This window comes from Anaerolineales bacterium (assembly GCA_015075625.1).
Taxonomy (GTDB): Bacteria; Chloroflexota; Anaerolineae; order Aggregatilineales; family UBA2796; genus UBA2796.
In genome coordinates this window covers 1,157,619-1,174,191 of the sequence record JABTTZ010000001.1, presented here as the reverse complement: position 1 = coordinate 1,174,191, position 16,573 = coordinate 1,157,619, and the positions used below count along the sequence as shown (strand labels likewise).

Here is a 16,573-nt window from a genome sequence, read left to right as displayed (position 1 = left end):
ATGTTCCGTCGCGCCCGCAGCCGAACGCTTAGCCTCCTCGTCGTCTTTTCCCTGTGTGGGGGATTGGTCATCATGGCGCGGGGGATTGGTCAATCCGGCGCGAGGGAGGATGGGCTGCGCTGTATCTACCTCTACACCGAAAACACGACGGGCAGCGGCGGACGGGGCGCCGTCTATCTCTTGGATACGGTGAGCGGCGGATTTGCCCGCACGCACGATCCGGCGATAGCGCTCCCCTTGCGGGCGCGGTATATCGGCGGGGCGAACCGTCAGGGGACGTGGGTCGCCCGTCTGAGGGCATCGTGGCGGGGCAATACCATCCTGTTGGATACGCTTCAATTTAGCGCCCCTTCTGCCGTCCCCAACACGGCAGAGGCAGCCTGGGTGACAATCCCTCTCCCTATACCAATCAGTGAATCGATGGGGGGAACGGTGTGGTCGCCGGATGGAAGGTTGTTCCTTCTGCTTGCCAGCACCCTAGAGGGGAAAAACGTTCTGATGCTGAGCGTCCCAGAGAGCAAGGCGATTCACCTTGCGCCGCTTGGCGGATCGGATCGCACCATTGACTTTTTGGCGTGGTCGGGCGATAGCAGCCATTTTCTGCTCGGCTTTCGGCAGGGGGGAAACGTCCCCCGGACATGGGTAGAACTGTGGTCGGCTGCCGCCTTCGCCGCCGTTGGCACTCAGCGCCTTCCCGCCACGAATTCATGGACGGTGCGCGAACGTGCGGCGGTGGGGACGGGCATAACGCTTTATTACATCCCCCGCCAAAGCCGTGATGCCGATGTGCTGTTTGTTCACCCCAAAGGCTTTGTACATGGCAGCGCCTATGCCTTTTGGATCACCGAGGTGCGTTCGCGCTGGTCGCCCGATGGGGTGCGCGTTTTGCTGCGGAAGGGCGGGGCGGACGGTATCCAGTTGGACATTGCCCACTTCGAGAAAGATACCCTTGTTGTCGAACGGACGATTCGCCCCCCCACAGGGGTGGTCGGGGAGATCACGCATGGCGATTGGACTCTCGATGGAGCGCATCTTGTCTATGGGGTCCGCAGCGAAGGCATGGATACGCTCTACCGCTATCGCCTTGCCGATGGGGTGATTCAACCTTTGCTGGACAGCCAACGCGAGATCACCGTTTCGGGCAGCACAGCGCGGCAGCCGGATGAACCCCGCGCCGCGACCATTGTCCGGGCGCTGGATCGCCAGTACCTGACGACCTTCTATTGGCTCTCCCCCGATGGCGGAACGCTGACGCCCTTTTTGTCTGGTGTGCGTGTACAGCGGGTTATCGAAACGGACGATGGGCGACGACTGCTTGTGAATTGGCTCGACCCACAGGATCGCCGCTCACGGGCGACATGGGTTGACCTTGAGCAAGGGATCAGCCATCCGGTGAGCTTTCCCACCGAGTATGAGAGCGCCGAGGACATGCAAATCAGCACCCTCACCCACCCTCGCTACCGGTTAATCCGCACTATCGGGGAAGTTCAGAGCGCCGCCGTGCTGGATGTGGAAAACGGCAGCGTCACTCCCCTTTATACCGGATCAGCGATACGCATTGTGACTTTGCCCGGCACCACCGAAATTGAAATCAGCAGCAGCGATCCCACCGCCCCGGATTGGGCGAGCGTGGGCTATACCCCAAAGGGGCAAAGGCTTTACCATCTGAAGATTCCTCAGACGCTGAGCGGGCGGCGCATCAGCCGCCTGAGCATGTCCCCAGACCGCACGCGGGGCATCCTCAGCGTGGCGGGCGATTTGCCCGGTCAAGAGGATCAATGGGTTCTCTTTGATGCAGAGGGAAACCCGCGCTATCAGGAAACGGGGCGGGATGTCAGTATTGTGTGGGCGGCGAACTCGGCACATTTTCTCAGACAGAAAAATGACCCAGACGGGACACTGACCTATCGGTTTTACACCCGTGAGGGCGCACTTCAGAACGAGATCAGCGGGCTTCCGAAGGGGGTCACCCTGACCTGGGCGCACTGTGCGGAGGTTCGTTCGGGGACGTTCTAACCCTTGCCGCCTGCCCGTGAACGGAAAAAGGGAACGACGAACGGCGTCTTTGCCTTTTAAGCCTCGTGGGGTGGTCATTCTTAGCCCGCTGCTAAAGCAGTGTGCGCTCACCGGCGGCGATGGGCGCAATGCCTTGCGTCCCTACGGGAATTACACTGTTAACAGAACCTAAGTACAAACACAGTGAAAAGGCGGGATAACGCATGATCCCGCCGCTAAAGCAGCGGGCTGAAAACAGCCACCCCTTCGGGGCTTAAAAGGCATCGCTGCACCGATTGTTCTACCTTCTTTACCCCAAAGGACTTTTGTGACGGTACTTAGTCGTCCATCAGGAAGATAGCCACAGAAAGAGATAGCCCTCATCCCCCTATTCCCCTTTTTCCTGTGGGAGAAGGGGGAATCCGTTTTTTTGAGGGGACTTCCCCCTCAAATCTGCCCCTTTCGATGAATACGGGGTGAACAAACTCAACTGCGTAAGGTGCGTTATTCATTTGCCTCCCCGCCGCAACGCCACGCTGAGCGACTCCCCCTCATGGGTAATCGTCATCGCCGCCGCCCCTAAGGGTGTCTCGGTATAGCGATTCCCATAATGGGGGAAGGTCGTCCAATCCACCGCCGCCCCATTCACGGTCAGCGGCTCGCTCAGCGCTGCCCCAAAGTCAAGCCGCTCTCCTTCGGGCGTCGTCCAACGAAGAGTCTGATTCCGCTGCTCTGGGGTGGCTGCCCGCACCCCGCGCATGAACGTCTCAAACGATCCATCTTCTGCCTTGCTCCCGATATGGCAAAGCCAGGAGTCAAGCCACGAGTTGCCCATCGCGACGGGTGCGGGGGCAAGGCGCACTTCCTGATAGGCATGGCGTCCCTGCGCCGTCATGTGAAGATCGCCGCTCCCCCATAGTGCGGCGTAACCCTCCCCAACGCGGGCAAACGCCCACCCATCAGCAAGATACCACTCGTCAAAGGCTGCGGTGGGGAAATAGGCGTGGGTATACCCCAACCCCGCATGGGGCATCCCCTGATAATGAGCGAGAACCGTCCGCCCGTGCATCCCCACGCGGGGCAAGGTGAGCGACCCCGCCCAAAAGTTGGGGCGGGCGTGACCGTGTTCTTGGGCGTTGCCCGGATAGGTGGTGAAGATTGCCGCCTCTGGGCTGAGCGTCGCCTGCCAGAGGTGTTCCTGAATCCCGAATTCATAGGGGCGGTGGTTGAGCGCCGCCGAGAGCATCCCATCGGGGGTGCGGCGGGTGAGCGTCGTCACATCCCAGACTCCCCGTTGGCAGTCATATTTGGGGCGGAAGGCGGCGCGGTGGCGGGCGCGGGTTTCCAAGACGGGCGGCAGATGCGCCCCAATCTGCTGAATGACCGTAGGAAGGCGATATGTCCGTGCCAGCGCCAAAAGACCTGTCGCCCGCGTCTCCCCGTTCAGAATGCCCATCCCCCAGGCGATGCGCCCTAAGGGGGAGGTGTTCTCCACCCGCCCCGATTTCAGCCCGCTGACATAGCAGCGCCCGTGCGTGCTGCCCAACGTTCCCCGGAAGGATTGACAGGCGATCATGAAAAAGGTTTTGTCCAGCAGCGCCGCCGCCATCTGACGGATGGTGCGGCTAGGGGCAAACTCCACAAGGGCGAGCATAGCGAACACATCCAGGGTGAGGTAGGCGTTCGAGTCCCACTCTGAATAGCCCCCTTGCAGCCGCCGCCCAATCCAATTGCGGATGCGCGGGGCAGCAAGGCGAACATGATCGGCGCCGCTGCGCCCGCTGTTAGTGAACGTCCAATCCCGCCACAGCGCCCCGGCAAGGTATTCCGTGACGTGAAACAACACTTGGTGATTCTCGGTGAAGTAGCACATGCCATCGACGCCCGGTTCATCCAGCCAGAATTTGAACGCCCGGAAAGTCTGCTCGATATGCGCCCGATCTTTCGGCAAAAGCGCCTCTGGATACCAGTACAGCGCCGCCAACATGCCAATAGCGTAGAAATCGGCGCAGTCCTGACGGTTGTTCATGAAGTGGCAGGCTGTCGCCACCGCCTCCGAGGGGATGTGTGCCATCCGTCCCAGATGCACCGCCGCCATCGCCGTTTGAAGGTCATAGGGCATGGCGGCAAGGTGTTCAAGCGCCTCCCGCCGTCGCCCCTCATACGTCCCGTAAGGGGCGTGACGGTAAGGGTTGGCGCTCCCCCAAACCTCACGGTGAATAGCGAGGGGCGTTCCATCGGCGGGACGGAGGGTGAGCGTGAGGGTGTTTTCGCCCGGTGTCGCCGCCATTGCTGCCTTTACCGCCTCGGTCAGGGGGAGATCAGCCGGAGCGTCCCGATTCACTGTGAGCGCCGCCCGCCCTACTGGAAGGTTCGTCTGATTCGTCATCGCCCAGGGTTGTTTTGGCGTGGGGAGGGCGATCTCTGCTGTTACGGTGATGGGATCGCCCGCCCATTCGGGCGTTGTGCGCAGTACCCCTTCCCCATTGGCAAGGAAGAAACGATCCACGATGAGCGCGTTCATGTATTCCTCTGCCCGCGCCCATGCCGCCGCATCCACCGTCCCTAGCGGGAGTTCGACGCGCACCGCCGACAGCGCCTCGGCGGGGTTGAGGTGCAGCCCCAACGCCAGCCGCGCCTCGCGCCAGCCGAGCATCTCGCCTTGCAGGTAGACCTCGTTCAGCCCTTCCTTCAGGTGGAGCAGGAGCGTGCAGCGCTGCACCGCGACATAGCTAAAGCCGGGGTCGATATGCCGCAAGCGCCCATTCACCCAGAGGCGGGCGGGTCCAATGGTCAGAAGGTGGGCGCGGAGGGTCATCCGCCGTTCGGCGTGAAGCAGGGCAAAGAGCCAGCCTTGCATCCGCGCCGGCGTGAAATTGAACAGGCTGAAATCGATCACCTCGTCTGCCTCGGCTGCGGCGTACCGCCAGGGCAAGCCGCCGATTCCCTCGGCATCAAGGACGGGACGCGCCATCGGCTGCCACTGGAAAGGTGGTAGGTGGCGGTAGATTTGTTTTTTCAGGCGGGCAACGTCCCTGTGCCACGCCCAAAAATTCATCCGCCAGCGCCCCTTTTGTCCATAAGTAGGGGCGTTAGGGGGGAATACCTTCGCCAGCGCCTCGTTGATGGGCGTCGTCAGCGTGCCGCAGGCAAGCCAATGGGTGACCGCCCCCGACGCGGCAAGGGGGTAGGTGGCGTGGTGGAGTGATGGTCTGTCGGTCACGGTTGAATGATCCTTCGCTTGTCCCGCTATCCTACCCGTGATATGCAACTAGGGTCTGTTGACAGTGTAATTCCCGTAGGGGCGCAAGGCATTGCGCCCCGCGCCGCCCGTGAGCGCCCGCCGCTAAAGCAGCGGGATCATGCGCTATGCCGCCTGTTCATTGTGGCGGTACTTAGTTACTGGACAAGCCGAAAAAGGGCGGGCTACGCAGGTAGCTGATCACCGCCCATACCTCATCCTCACTCAGTGGCACGGCAGGCATCGCCCCCACCCCGCCCAAGATCGCCCGCCGCAGCGCGGCATCGCGGCGGCTGCTGAGCGTGCGCGAAAAGGGCGCTTGCTGCTCTGCGGTATGGCACGCCGCACAGTGTACCGCCCACACCGCCGCTCCACGTTGAAGCGACGCGCCATCTGGCACAATGGGGTTGACGACCTCCGGCGGCGGGTAACGAAGCTGATCGATCTGTTCAGTGGAGCGCGTGATCAGAATGACACCCACAACGAGGATGATCCCCGTTACAAGGGCGAGGCTGACTCCGATCAACGCGGCGCCGGGGTGCAGATCAAGCCGCCACACCCGCCGGACGAGTGGAGGAAGGCTCAGCCAGCCAATCACGGCGATCAGCAGCGCTGCTCCGAACAGGTTGTAGAGGCTTGCCGTTCGCACATAAAGGCTGGCGGGGACTGCCGGAATCTCCCAGATAAAGGCGGCGCGAGTGAAGCGCCCGTCTCGTTCCAAATCAATCACGGTCTGCCACATCCCCGCCCGATTCAGTTCCGCGCCAGCAAAAAGGTAGGTACCTTCCCCGCTGCTGTCAAAGCGAATCGGTGCGGTGCGCAGATCAAGGGCGGGGTAGACGAAACGCACCCAAACAGACGCCTTGCCTAGCGCCGTTGAATCGGACGCGGCAGACGAAGCGGGCGACTCCAGCCGCACCTCATAGGCGTTTGCCCCCGCTGCGCCGGGATCAAGGCGGAGGGTAATCAGCACCCCATCGACCATTGTGCTTTGGGTGGGGAGTGTTCCACCCGCCGTTTCTGTGGGGATAGGGGGCGGCGTCGCGGCGAGGACGCCCGCCCCGACCACGACGACGACGGCAAGGATCGCCTCAAGGCGGATCGTCCGTCCGAAGGTTGTCAGCCGTTGCGCAGCACGCCCCGCCCACGCGCCAAAGCGCTGCGTCAGGGCGTCTTCCGCGCTGCCGAGGTGATGGTAAAACGCCAAGAGGAGCGGCGGGGCAATCAGCGCGATCTTTGCCAGAAGGGTTAGCCCGTAAGGTGTTGTCCAGGCGTCCTCTGGACGGCGCAGCCACAGCCCGCTGTTGTAGATGCCTGTCGCCACCAAAAGCGCCACCCCTCCCACCGCAAAGCGGCTGAAGCGGCGAAGCACGGCGCGGATGGCGCTGTGCCGTTCGGCAGGGGGAAGGGGGGCAAGGGCGGGGGGAATCGCCGCCGCAAGAGTCAGCAGCCCGCCAACCCATGCCGCTGTTGCCAAAAGATGCAGCCAATGGGCGATGATAGACGGAAGCAGCCACAAATCGACTCCGGCGGCGTGGCTGCTCAGGCTGAGCGTGCCAAGGGCGAAGGCAGCGGCAAGGCTGATCGTCGTCCACAAGGGGGCGACCAGCAGCGGGACGCGGTTTGCCACATAACCCGCCGCGCCAAGCAAGCCCGCCGCCATAGCGATGAAGATCAGCCGCGCCCGAAGCGTGTCGCCAATCTGCGTCCCGCTCATGACCACGCTGATCAGCCCTTCACGCAGGACTGTGCCGAGATCAACGCCCAAGAGGGCGGACGTTTGCTGGACGATGGCAAGCGCCGTCCCCGCCGCCGCCACGATGACCGCCGCCCATGCGATATACGTCAGGCGGCGCATGAGGCGCGGCGGCAGCCCGCCCGCTTTGTGGCGCGGATTGCCCCACGCGGGCAGCAGCACCAGAGTATAAAGCAGCGATGCGCCAAACAGCACATCGAATGCCGGAAGGCTCACCGCCCGCCAGAGAATCTCCAGGGGGTCGGCGCGGCGGCTTTCACTTTCGAGGCTGAAATCGTTCCCCTTGCCCACCCAAAAGACAATCCGTTCAGTAAAGACATGCCCATCGCTGGCAAACGCCACGCGCATCGTAATCACATAGGTACCATCGGGGAGCGTCTGCGGGATGCGGGCGCTCAGTTGGCTAGGGGCGGCAGGCAGAACGCCGCTTTCGGCTAGGTCAATCGGGTTGCCGCGCTCATCGGCAAGGGCGAGTGAAGAAAAACGCGGCTCTAGCCCCTCGCTAAACCAAGCGTGCAGGCGGGATGGCGGGCGTTCCAGAATAGCGCGGGGTTCGGGGTAAAGACGGATCAGGTAGCCGTGTGCGTCGCTGCGTTCCCCAGTGGGGAGCAGGCAAAGAAGGGCAAAAAGCAGCAGAAAGGCAAACTGTCGCATTTTTTTGGGGATCATGAGCGTCTATTGAGGGTCTTTTGACGATGCGAATGCAAGAAATCCCCACCCGAAAGGGCGGGGCTGAGAGCAGGGAAAGGCAAACAAATGCGATTGTGTTGATTGTGCCGTCCGTCCGCCCGCGCCTGCCGCTAAAGCAGCAGGCTGAAATTGACCACCCCTACGGGGCTTGAAAGGCAAGAGGCTCTCCTCGCATTCGTTTTAAGCCCCAACGGGGTGATCATTCCTAGCGCGTGGGCTTTAGCCCCGCGCCATTCCCCCCCGTAGGGGCGCCCCGCACTTGTTTTAAGCCCCACACATTGGGAATGGATAGCAGAGACCCACCCGCTAATCGAGGCGATAGGTTGTTTCGTCGTCGTTGGGGGGCGCCGTCATCGTCGGATCGTTCGTTGTTTTCGCCTTCCCCTCCCCTTTATTTCCTTTAAGAAGGGCATTCAGGGTGGGGGCAACGAACATCAAGATGAACACTCCCGCCGCCAAAAGCGCGAACACTTCGTCAAAAGCGCCAAGCGCACCATGCGCCAAAGGAAAGATGATCATCCTCATAGTCTAGCAATTTGTGGCGTCTATCACAAGCGCGTAACGATTCTTTCGTTCCGGTGTTTCATGCCCTCTTGTTCTTTGCTATACTTTTCACTAGGTACTCGTTTTCTTCTCCCCTCCCCATTCGAGAGACAAGCAAGCGAGCGTATCTCATTAAGCACCCAAAATGGAACGAACCCAAAGGAGTTTCACACTATGACCGCGCCTGATAAAACGGCTGCTGGAAAAGGCTTACAAAATATCGTCATTGGTCAGAGCCAACTGAGCCTTGTCAACGGCACAGAGGGCAAGCTGATCTATCGCGGCTATAAGATTGAAGATTTAGCCGAACATGCCTCTTTCGAGGAAGTGGTGTACCTGCTGTGGAACGGCGAACTGCCGACCCAAGCACAGCTTGACGATCTGACCAAATCCCTTCAGGCGGCGGCGGAAGTCCCCGCTGAGGTGATCAAGGCGATGCACCTGTACCCCAAAGACGCCCACCCAATGGCGGTCTTGCGCACCTCGGTGTCGATGCTCTCCCTGTTTGACCCAAAGGCGGATGACAACAGCCCAGAGCAGAACAAGCGTAAGGCGCTGGAACTGACTGCCCGAACGCCCATCCTCACCGCCGCGTGGGAGCGTGTCCGTCAGGGGAAAGAACCCATCACCCCCCGCAAGGATTTATCGATTGCCGCCAATTTCCTCTACACAATGCACGGCAAGGAAGCGACAAAAAACGAGACAGATGTCATTGACGCTTACCTTGTCCTGCTCTCTGAGCATGGCATGAACGCCAGCACCTTCAGCGCCCGTGTCACAACCTCCACGCTCTCCGACATGTACAGCGCGATCACCACTGCGCTAGGGACATTGAAGGGCGCGGCGCACGGCGGGGCAAACGAAGAAGCGATGCGCATGTTCTTCGAGATTGGCGACCCCGACAAGGCGGAATCGTGGTTTGACGAGAACGTGAAAACGGGTAAGCGCCGCGTTATGGGCATGGGTCACCGCGTCTACAAGGCGCTTGATCCGCGTGCGGCTGTGCTGAAGAAAAAGGCGCAGATTATGGCGGAGGCAACGAACAACCTGAAGTGGTTCACCCTTGCCAGCCGCTTGGAAACCTATGCCCGCCAAGATGAGGACTTCATCAAGAAGAATCTCTACGCCAACGTGGACTACTACAGCGCCATTGCCCTGTACACCCTCGGCGTGCCGATGGATCAATTTACCCCGCTCTTTGGGATCGCCCGCATCCCAGGCTGGACAGCGCATATCTTTGAGCAGTGGGGAGATAACCGCCTGATCCGTCCCGATGTCGATTACGTCGGTCCCCTGGATAAGACATGGACGCCGATTGAGAAGCGTTCCTAAACCCTGTAGGGACGCCCCCTGAGGCGCCCCCGCCGCTAAAGCAGCGGGCTGAGACTAACCACTCCTACGGGACTTGAAAGACAACCCACACCATGCTGTCTTCAAGCCCCAACGGGGTGAGCAGCCTTAGCGCGGGCGTTTTAACCCCGCGCCCCCTGGGGCGCCCGCCCATCCCCACCCCGCCCCCGCCGCTAAAGCAGCGGGCTGAGACTAACCACCCCTATGGGGCTTGAAAGACAACCCACACCATGCTGTCTTCAAGCCCCAACGGGGTGAGCAGCCTTAGCGCGGGCGTTTTAACTCCGCGCCCACCACGCGCCCTCAGCGCCCCGCCACCAAGACGGTGCAATCCCCATGAAGCCCCCATGTTTGGAGCGCCGCTGGTATGAAAACGGTCTGCCCTTTTCCGATCAGCAGCGGATTGCCCGCCCCTGCGTTGACCGTCGCCTGCCCCTCAAGGCACGTTAGAAGGCGTTCTTTCCTATCGCTTTCTAAGAAAAAGCGTGATCCGCGTACCGTCCAGCGGGTGAGGTTGAAAAACCGACTACGACAGAGTACCGCCACCTCAAAATCTACCTCTGCCCTCGTTTGGTAGGCGCTGTGCGCCGTTGGCTGCGGGGTAAAGTTCGTCACTTGGAGCGCCTTTTCAAGATGGAGCGGGCGGGGCTTGCCATCCAAACCGAGGCGATCCCAATCCCAGAGGCGGTAGGTCGTGTCGCTGGACTGCTGCAATTCGTAAATCAACAGCCCCGCCCCAAGAGCGTGGATCGTCCCCGCCGGCACGAAGATAAAATCCCCCGCTGCCACTGGCACAAACTGAAGCAGGTCTTTCGCCCGCCCCTCGGCAAGCGCCGTCCGAAAGCCCGTCGGGTCGGTTTGCTTGGCAAAGCCATAGGCAATCTGTGCCTCTGGTTCGGCAGCCACCACATACCAACACTCGGTCTTGCCGCGTGGTTCGCCTTCCAGCCGACGCGCCCAGTCATCATCGGGATGCACCTGCACAGAAAGCCACGCTCGCGTGTCAAGGAATTTCACCAACAGCCCATAATCGCCCTGTGGCGAGGCAGCCTCTCCGCACATACCGAGAGGGTCGGCGGCAATCGCCTCGTTCAGCGTTTTGCCCGTGTGGATGCCATTCGTGATCAGGCTTTCCCCATAGAGTTCCCACGATTCGCCGTAGGGATCAGCCGTCGGTAGGGTTTTGCCCAGAAGGGTTGCCAAACGCCGCCCGCCCCACACGCGAGTTTGCAGGATGGGCGCAAGCGTTAGCGGGGAATACAAAGGGAGATCAGAGGATGCGCTCATATTGATTGATCGATTGCAGTACCCTCACTGGTTGGGCGGCAACCAGCCTTCTTATAGGAAGGGCGGGCGTCGTTCGTTTTCCCCTTGATCACCACTGCCTAGCCCATTGGTAAGTCTATCGTGATACGTGGGGCTGTCAACCATTAAGGAGTCAATCTCTTTGAAAAATGCTGTCGGATTTATTTTGCCATTTTCGGTAGAATGGGATTGTATATCGTCTTTATACACACAGATCAGGCATTATCCCTCATGACGCAAGAATTTTTTCTCACCCTTCTGCTCATTGGCATTGGCGGGATGATCGGCACGGCGGTACTCGCCCCACTTGTTTTTCGGGTGAGCGGGATATTTGAATGGGTGGGACTCCTCGTCAACGGGGTGATGAGCTACTTCGGACGCCCTAGTTGGGGACGTTTGGGCTGCCTTGTCCCCCTGGCAATCCTGCTCGTTGTCGTCTTTGCCTGCTGCGGCTGCCTGATGGTGACGGGCTGCCTGCTGAATATTCAAACGCCCGTCTGCGGGATCATGGGGCGCTAGTCCTGCGTTCACACCCTAACCCCCTTCCATTCGCCGCACCAGATCGTCGTGGAGAACGCCGCCGCTCTGTAGAACCCCAGTTTAGCACCCTCTTGGCAGCCGTAGGCGCGGCAGATGAAGCCGTTTTGAAAGCGCTGAGCGACCCTGAAGCAGACCTGACCGTGTTTGCCCACCCACCCTTTACCCCCCCCAGCCTTGTGTATGCCCGCTCCCCTCCGCACCGCCGCCAACCCGTTGGGTGAGCGTCATGGAGCAAATCATAAAAGATGGATAGATTCCCTTGTTAGTTAGGGAGTACTCTCCAACGCCTCAGCCCATTCTGAAACCCTTCCTTACTGTTTATCAGAATTTGCCAACTGCAACAAAGGAGTCATGTGATGAGCGCACGGATCATTCAATGCGATTATGATGCCTTGTCCCAGGTTGCCACCCTTTTTGGGGAGGAAAGCGAGGCAGTTCATCGCTTGTTTGAACAGGTGCAGGGAGTTGCCACCGCCGTTGAACAGGGTGGGTGGGTCGGGGAGGGAGCGAGGCGCTTTCTCAGTGAACTGAAGGAGATCGTTTTCCCCGCTGGAAAGCGCCTTTCTCAGGCATTATGGGAAGGCAAAGAAGCAATAATGTGTATTGCAAATACACTCCAGCAGCATGAAGACGAGGCGGGGCTGCTCTTTCAAGGGGAAATGGCTCTTTACGAATCCCAACGCAACCCATTCCATACCGTCAACGCACGCCCGTTCAAGCCCAATGATGACGATGATCAGAGCAAACCTCATGCTCAAGGAGGCACATCTCCGTATTGGAACATATGGAACACCCTACCTGATTGGCTAAAGCCATGGACGACAAACCCATGGCAAATTGCTGCACGCACTGGGCATTGGGAAAAGCTCTACCATGGTGCTTTCGTCAACGGTAGAGATACAGTAACCTCACTTTTGTTGTTCCACTACCTACAGGCAGCAGGCACTACCCACTTTGTTGATTCGAATGACATTTTGGGCAATTCAGAGTTCATGGATGGTGTGACCATAAATAGAACTTACCATCCCGGTGTTACAGCGAAATTTAATGCTGAATCCATAGTCCTTCTAGCCAATATTCTCGCACAACAAGTGACAGGACAATCTATCTCTGGGTTTCCCTTAACAATCAATGATCCGCTTATATGGTCGATTCAGTCCCGTTTTGGCGGTGATATGACAAGTGCACTCGGCACATCTACTGTAAACTCAGGGGGGAACGCTACTATCCAATTTACCTTGATTCCAGACCCTGCCAATCCAAATCAGGGATCACTGCAAATCACGGTTGACCAGTCAATGGAACTTTATGATCGCTATGATTGGCGTGGCGATCCCATTGCCTACAACAGTGCAACAGACACAGTGGCAGTTGTTTATGACTCCAATACGCCAGTCTTGATTCTCGATAAGAGTGGAAAAATTGTAAGCACGCTACCCGCTGGAACAGACATCCGCGCTATTGCAGGTTATACCTATGTAGAATTTCCGCCAGACTCACCAGATCGGGGCGCTCTCTATAATCTCTATGCACAATCTAGGGGTGTTACGCTGCCACCGGAGGCGTCTACCCAAGTTTTTGGCACCTTTGATCATCCGCATGATATTTATGCTGGGGACTTTCACGCTTTAGAAGCAAATGGAGTAGCAAGCGCTTTTGATGTTTATTCACAATGGACGTTTCACCAGTCCTTTATCGTTCCTTATACGGTTGTAAACGGTGCTGTGATTATCTCCATCTCTGGTGTTTCAGCGTCTAACACTGCCCCATTCTATACGCCTTCAAACCATGCCACCGGAGCAATGCCCTCAGGCTATACACCAGCATATCAACCACCGCCACCAACTCATCCGAACCATTAGGAGGAACAACGATGAAACAAAAAAAATGGCAGGAGCTAATACCCTTTGGCATCCTGATATTGTCGGTATTTCTTGTCGGTTGTCAGATCGCTCCGATGGGTCGCTGTGACTGTGAGTATGGGGTTAGTCCGGTCAGAGGGCGTGTTGTATCATATCAATCATACCCCTTGCCCGCCAAATTATTCTCTGTCTCCAATGCGCAAATCACCATGGTCAGTGTACAAACCAAATTCATTGAGGAGGGGGCAACCAACGCTGAACCGCTCATTTTAAGAACGGATGCGGAGGGTGTTTTTAATGGTTCATTGGGTGCGTATGGGGATGATACATTTGCTATCATGATCACAGCAGAAGGTTGTCGCCCCTATATCACTGGAGGCTTGCGCTCATTTTTTGCAGATGGGGGAGATGTCCTCTTAGACTGCAAAGGACGTGTTCCTCTCTCAGAAACCGCCGAACCAACCCCGGAAAACAATGAATAACAGGGACCTACCTTAACTCTAGAGGATTTCCATTATTATTAAATGATGAGATGAGAAACCAAAAAATGTGGCAGGGGTTAACCCCCATTGGCATCCTGATGCTGACTGTGTTTCTTGTCGGCTGTCAGTTCGCCCCGACTGGACGTTGTGATTGTGAGTACGGATCTAGTCCGGTCAAAAGGCGGGTAGTGTGGCGTCAACGGTATCCTCTACCCGTCAAAGATATCCCTATCCCAGACGCCCAAATCACCATGGTAAGCATACAAACCCAATTCATGTGGGAGGGGGCAACCAACGCCGAACCGCTGATCTTGACAACGGATTCTGAGGGTGTCTTCGATGGCTCTTTGGGCGCTTATGGCGATGATATGTTTAAAATCACAATCACGGCAAAAGGTTGCCAACCCTATAGTACAGAGGGACTTCGTTCCCATTTTGCTAATGGGGAAGACATATTCTTAGAGTGTAACCAACGCCTCCCCCCGCCAGAAACTGGCACGCCAACTGAAGAACGGTGAGGAATCGAAAAACACGATGGGGGTAGGGACGCCCCCTGGGGTGTTCGCCTTCACCCCCCGCCAACCATCGGGCTAAGGTTGATCACCCCACCCTAAAGGGCGGGGCTGAAAGCAGGGAAAGACAAAACCTGATCTCAGCCCCGTGCTTTAGTAGGGGGGCAAGTCTGACGCCGCACCGTAGGGGCGACGCCCGTGTGGTCGCCCGCGTCGTTTGTTTCCCCCGCGCCCTGTAGGGATGCCCCCTGGGGCGTCCGCCCCTCCCCACACCACCGCTAAGCCGTTGGGTGAGCGTCATGGAGCAGACCGTAAAAAATGGATAGACTCCCTTCTCGGTTAGGGAGTACTCTCCAACGCCTCAGCCCATTCTGAAATCCTTCCTTGCTATTTATCAGAATTTACCAACTGCAACAAAGGAGTCATGTGATGAGCGCACGGATCATTCAATGCGATTATGATGCCTTGTCTCAGGTTGCCACCCTTTTTGGGGAGGAAAGCGAGGCAGTCCATCGCTTGTTTGAACAGGTGCAGGGGGTTGCCACCGCTGTTGAACAGGGCGGGTGGGTCGGTGAGGGGGCGATGCGCTTTCTCAGTGAACTGAAGGAGATCGTTTTCCCCGCCGGAAAGCGCCTTTCTCAGGTGTTGGGAGAGGCGGCACGGGCGTCACGGCGCATTGCCGATGCCCTACAGCAGCACGAAGATGAGGCAGGGTGCTTGTTTCGGGGAGAGGGGGTGGCGTTCGGAAAGACCGCCACCTTCGGGGGCGAGATGACTAGGGCAACCGGCAGCTACGACACCGTTGCTAATTCCATCGCCGGGATTCCCGTTCGCGCCAAACAAAATGACGGGGGAAACGTCCGAACACGCACCGATGGTTTGGACACCGTGACCGGGAGTGGTGCGGCGAGTGTGATTGGCGATCTGCGCGGTGATGTGGCGGGGATCGCCCGTTATTTAGACACGATGTTCAACATCGACTACAAGCTGACAGCGGCGGTTTACAGCGCGTTAAATGTTTTAGGGTTTGATGTCTCCGGCTGGCAAAACACATCCGATAATTTTGGTCCTGGGCTGCTTGGCGGCGTGATTGGCTTGATCGCCAAAGCGGGGGGAAGTTTCTTTTCCGGTTTTGCTCTCGGTCAGGCGGCACAAGGGGCATGGTGGGCAGTTGGTTCAACCTTTGAATTCTTTCAAAACCTGTTCACAACAGGCAGCACGGTTGATTACACCGACAACTACGAAAGCCTTGTTGAACGACAGTTGAAAAACGCCATGCGCGATGTGTTCGCTGGCTTTTATGAGCGTTACAAAGACGACATTGATACTGGCAGAGCGCTGGAAAGTGTGGCAAATAGCATGGATGCCTACCTAGCCACTCACCCCGATGCCAGTTTCAGCGGGGAGGTCTACACCCAAGATGACACATCCTACGCCCGCATCACCGCCGCCGATGGGACGGTTGTCTTTGAGGGGACAATCACGCCCCGCGCTGCACGGCAGATTGAAACGAGTTTTGAGACACATGGACCGAACTTCACCACCGAAGGCGCGCTCCGTGAGGGCGTAGTTGCCTATATGGAGCAGCTTTACCCGCCCAGTCAGGGTTATCAGGCAGGCTATGAAACAACCATTAATCAGTTGATGGAAAAGCCCGACATGCAGGCAATTTTAGGGCGGATCGCGGCGGGAGAGGTGATCACTCCGGTAGAACTCCACGCCGTGATCAACGCCAATCCGGTGCCGGTGATCCAAGCTGCGCCAGCGCCAGGATCTCCGTAGGGACGCGCCCCTATGGGGGTGCGGAATAACGCGGGCGACCACACGGGGTCGCCCCTACGGAAAACGCGGGTTGAGTCTTTCCCTGTTTTCAGCCCCGCCCTTTAGGGCGGGAAGTTACCCATTGGGTAATGGGTTACCGTCTGGGCATACGACACGCCCCTGTTACGCGCTGCGCCGCACCGCCCGCCCAACGACGATCAACAGGATGGCGGTGACGGTGGCAACCAGCAAGTTGGCAATCAGCAGCGGTAGCCCACCGTTGGGATAGCTGAATCCCAACAAGCCCGATAAAAACCCACCGATGATCGCCCCGCCAATCCCCAAGAGAAGATCGCTGAACAAATTGCCGCGCCCGCCCACAATGCGCCGTGCCAACGCCCCCGCCAAGATGCCGACAATAACCCATCCGGCACAGACGAACGGCGCTTTCACTAACCCGGCAATGAAATTTCCAATGAACTCTAGCATCGTGTTGGTCTCCTTAAACTCCTTAAGGTGCATTTCGAGGGGCAATC

At 58.4% G+C, this 16,573-nt stretch carries 13 protein-coding genes; 8 read left to right on the top strand and 5 right to left on the bottom strand.

The window, feature by feature from the left end; translation table 11 throughout:
- Positions 1–2,016, top strand: a complete 2,016-nt coding sequence (locus HS103_04930) for a hypothetical protein (GenBank protein MBE7512143.1) — start codon at positions 1–3, stop codon at positions 2,014–2,016.
- Positions 2,017–2,503: 487 nt separating this feature from the next.
- Here the strand turns inward: HS103_04930 and HS103_04925 are convergent, their stop codons facing one another.
- The 3 genes from HS103_04925 to HS103_04915 form a co-directional block, all read right to left on the bottom strand.
- Positions 2,504–5,218 (bottom strand): hypothetical protein, encoded by a 2,715-nt coding sequence (locus HS103_04925; GenBank protein MBE7512142.1) that lies wholly within the window; start codon positions 5,216–5,218, stop codon positions 2,504–2,506.
- Positions 5,219–5,390: 172 nt separating this feature from the next.
- The gene (locus HS103_04920) at positions 5,391–7,661 is read right to left on the bottom strand and encodes a CopD family protein (GenBank protein MBE7512141.1); all 2,271 of its coding nucleotides are present in this window, start codon (positions 7,659–7,661) and stop codon (positions 5,391–5,393) included.
- Between the two features lie 327 nt (positions 7,662–7,988).
- A complete protein-coding gene (locus HS103_04915) occupies positions 7,989–8,201 on the bottom strand; it encodes a hypothetical protein (protein MBE7512140.1) in 213 nt (70 codons plus the stop codon).
- A 198-nt stretch (positions 8,202–8,399) separates the two neighbouring features.
- On the opposite strand from HS103_04915, the gene HS103_04910 reads away from it, so the two are divergent.
- Positions 8,400–9,557 carry a citrate/2-methylcitrate synthase gene (locus HS103_04910; protein MBE7512139.1) on the top strand — a complete coding sequence of 386 codons (1,158 nt, stop codon included), beginning with the start codon at positions 8,400–8,402 and terminating at the stop codon, positions 9,555–9,557.
- Positions 9,558–9,878: 321 nt separating this feature from the next.
- On the opposite strand, the gene HS103_04905 is transcribed toward HS103_04910, so the two are convergent.
- The gene (locus HS103_04905) at positions 9,879–10,862 is read right to left on the bottom strand and encodes a class I mannose-6-phosphate isomerase (GenBank protein ID MBE7512138.1); all 984 of its coding nucleotides are present in this window, start codon (positions 10,860–10,862) and stop codon (positions 9,879–9,881) included.
- 249 nt (positions 10,863–11,111) lie between these two features.
- Here HS103_04905 and HS103_04900 point away from each other — a divergent pair, with 249 nt between their 5' ends.
- From HS103_04900 to HS103_04875, 6 genes are all read left to right on the top strand, one after another.
- A complete protein-coding gene (locus HS103_04900) occupies positions 11,112–11,399 on the top strand; it encodes a hypothetical protein (protein ID MBE7512137.1) in 288 nt (95 codons plus the stop codon).
- A 92-nt stretch (positions 11,400–11,491) separates the two neighbouring features.
- Positions 11,492–11,641, top strand: coding sequence for a hypothetical protein (locus HS103_04895; protein ID MBE7512136.1), 150 nt, complete (start codon positions 11,492–11,494; stop codon positions 11,639–11,641).
- A gap of 135 nt (positions 11,642–11,776) precedes the next feature.
- Entirely contained in the window at positions 11,777–13,282 is a 1,506-nt protein-coding gene (locus HS103_04890; GenBank protein ID MBE7512135.1) for a WXG100 family type VII secretion target, read from the top strand.
- A gap of 11 nt (positions 13,283–13,293) precedes the next feature.
- On the top strand, positions 13,294–13,764 hold the full coding sequence (locus tag HS103_04885) for a hypothetical protein (GenBank protein ID MBE7512134.1): 471 nt from the start codon (positions 13,294–13,296) through the stop codon (positions 13,762–13,764).
- A 251-nt stretch (positions 13,765–14,015) separates the two neighbouring features.
- Positions 14,016–14,282, top strand: a complete 267-nt coding sequence (locus tag HS103_04880) for a hypothetical protein (GenBank protein MBE7512133.1) — start codon at positions 14,016–14,018, stop codon at positions 14,280–14,282.
- Positions 14,283–14,705: 423 nt separating this feature from the next.
- Positions 14,706–16,058, top strand: coding sequence for a WXG100 family type VII secretion target (locus HS103_04875; GenBank protein MBE7512132.1), 1,353 nt, complete (start codon positions 14,706–14,708; stop codon positions 16,056–16,058).
- 162 nt (positions 16,059–16,220) lie between these two features.
- Here the strand turns inward: HS103_04875 and HS103_04870 are convergent, their stop codons facing one another.
- Positions 16,221–16,526 (bottom strand): GlsB/YeaQ/YmgE family stress response membrane protein, encoded by a 306-nt coding sequence (locus HS103_04870; protein ID MBE7512131.1) that lies wholly within the window; start codon positions 16,524–16,526, stop codon positions 16,221–16,223.
- Positions 16,527–16,573: the final 47 nt, after the last annotated feature.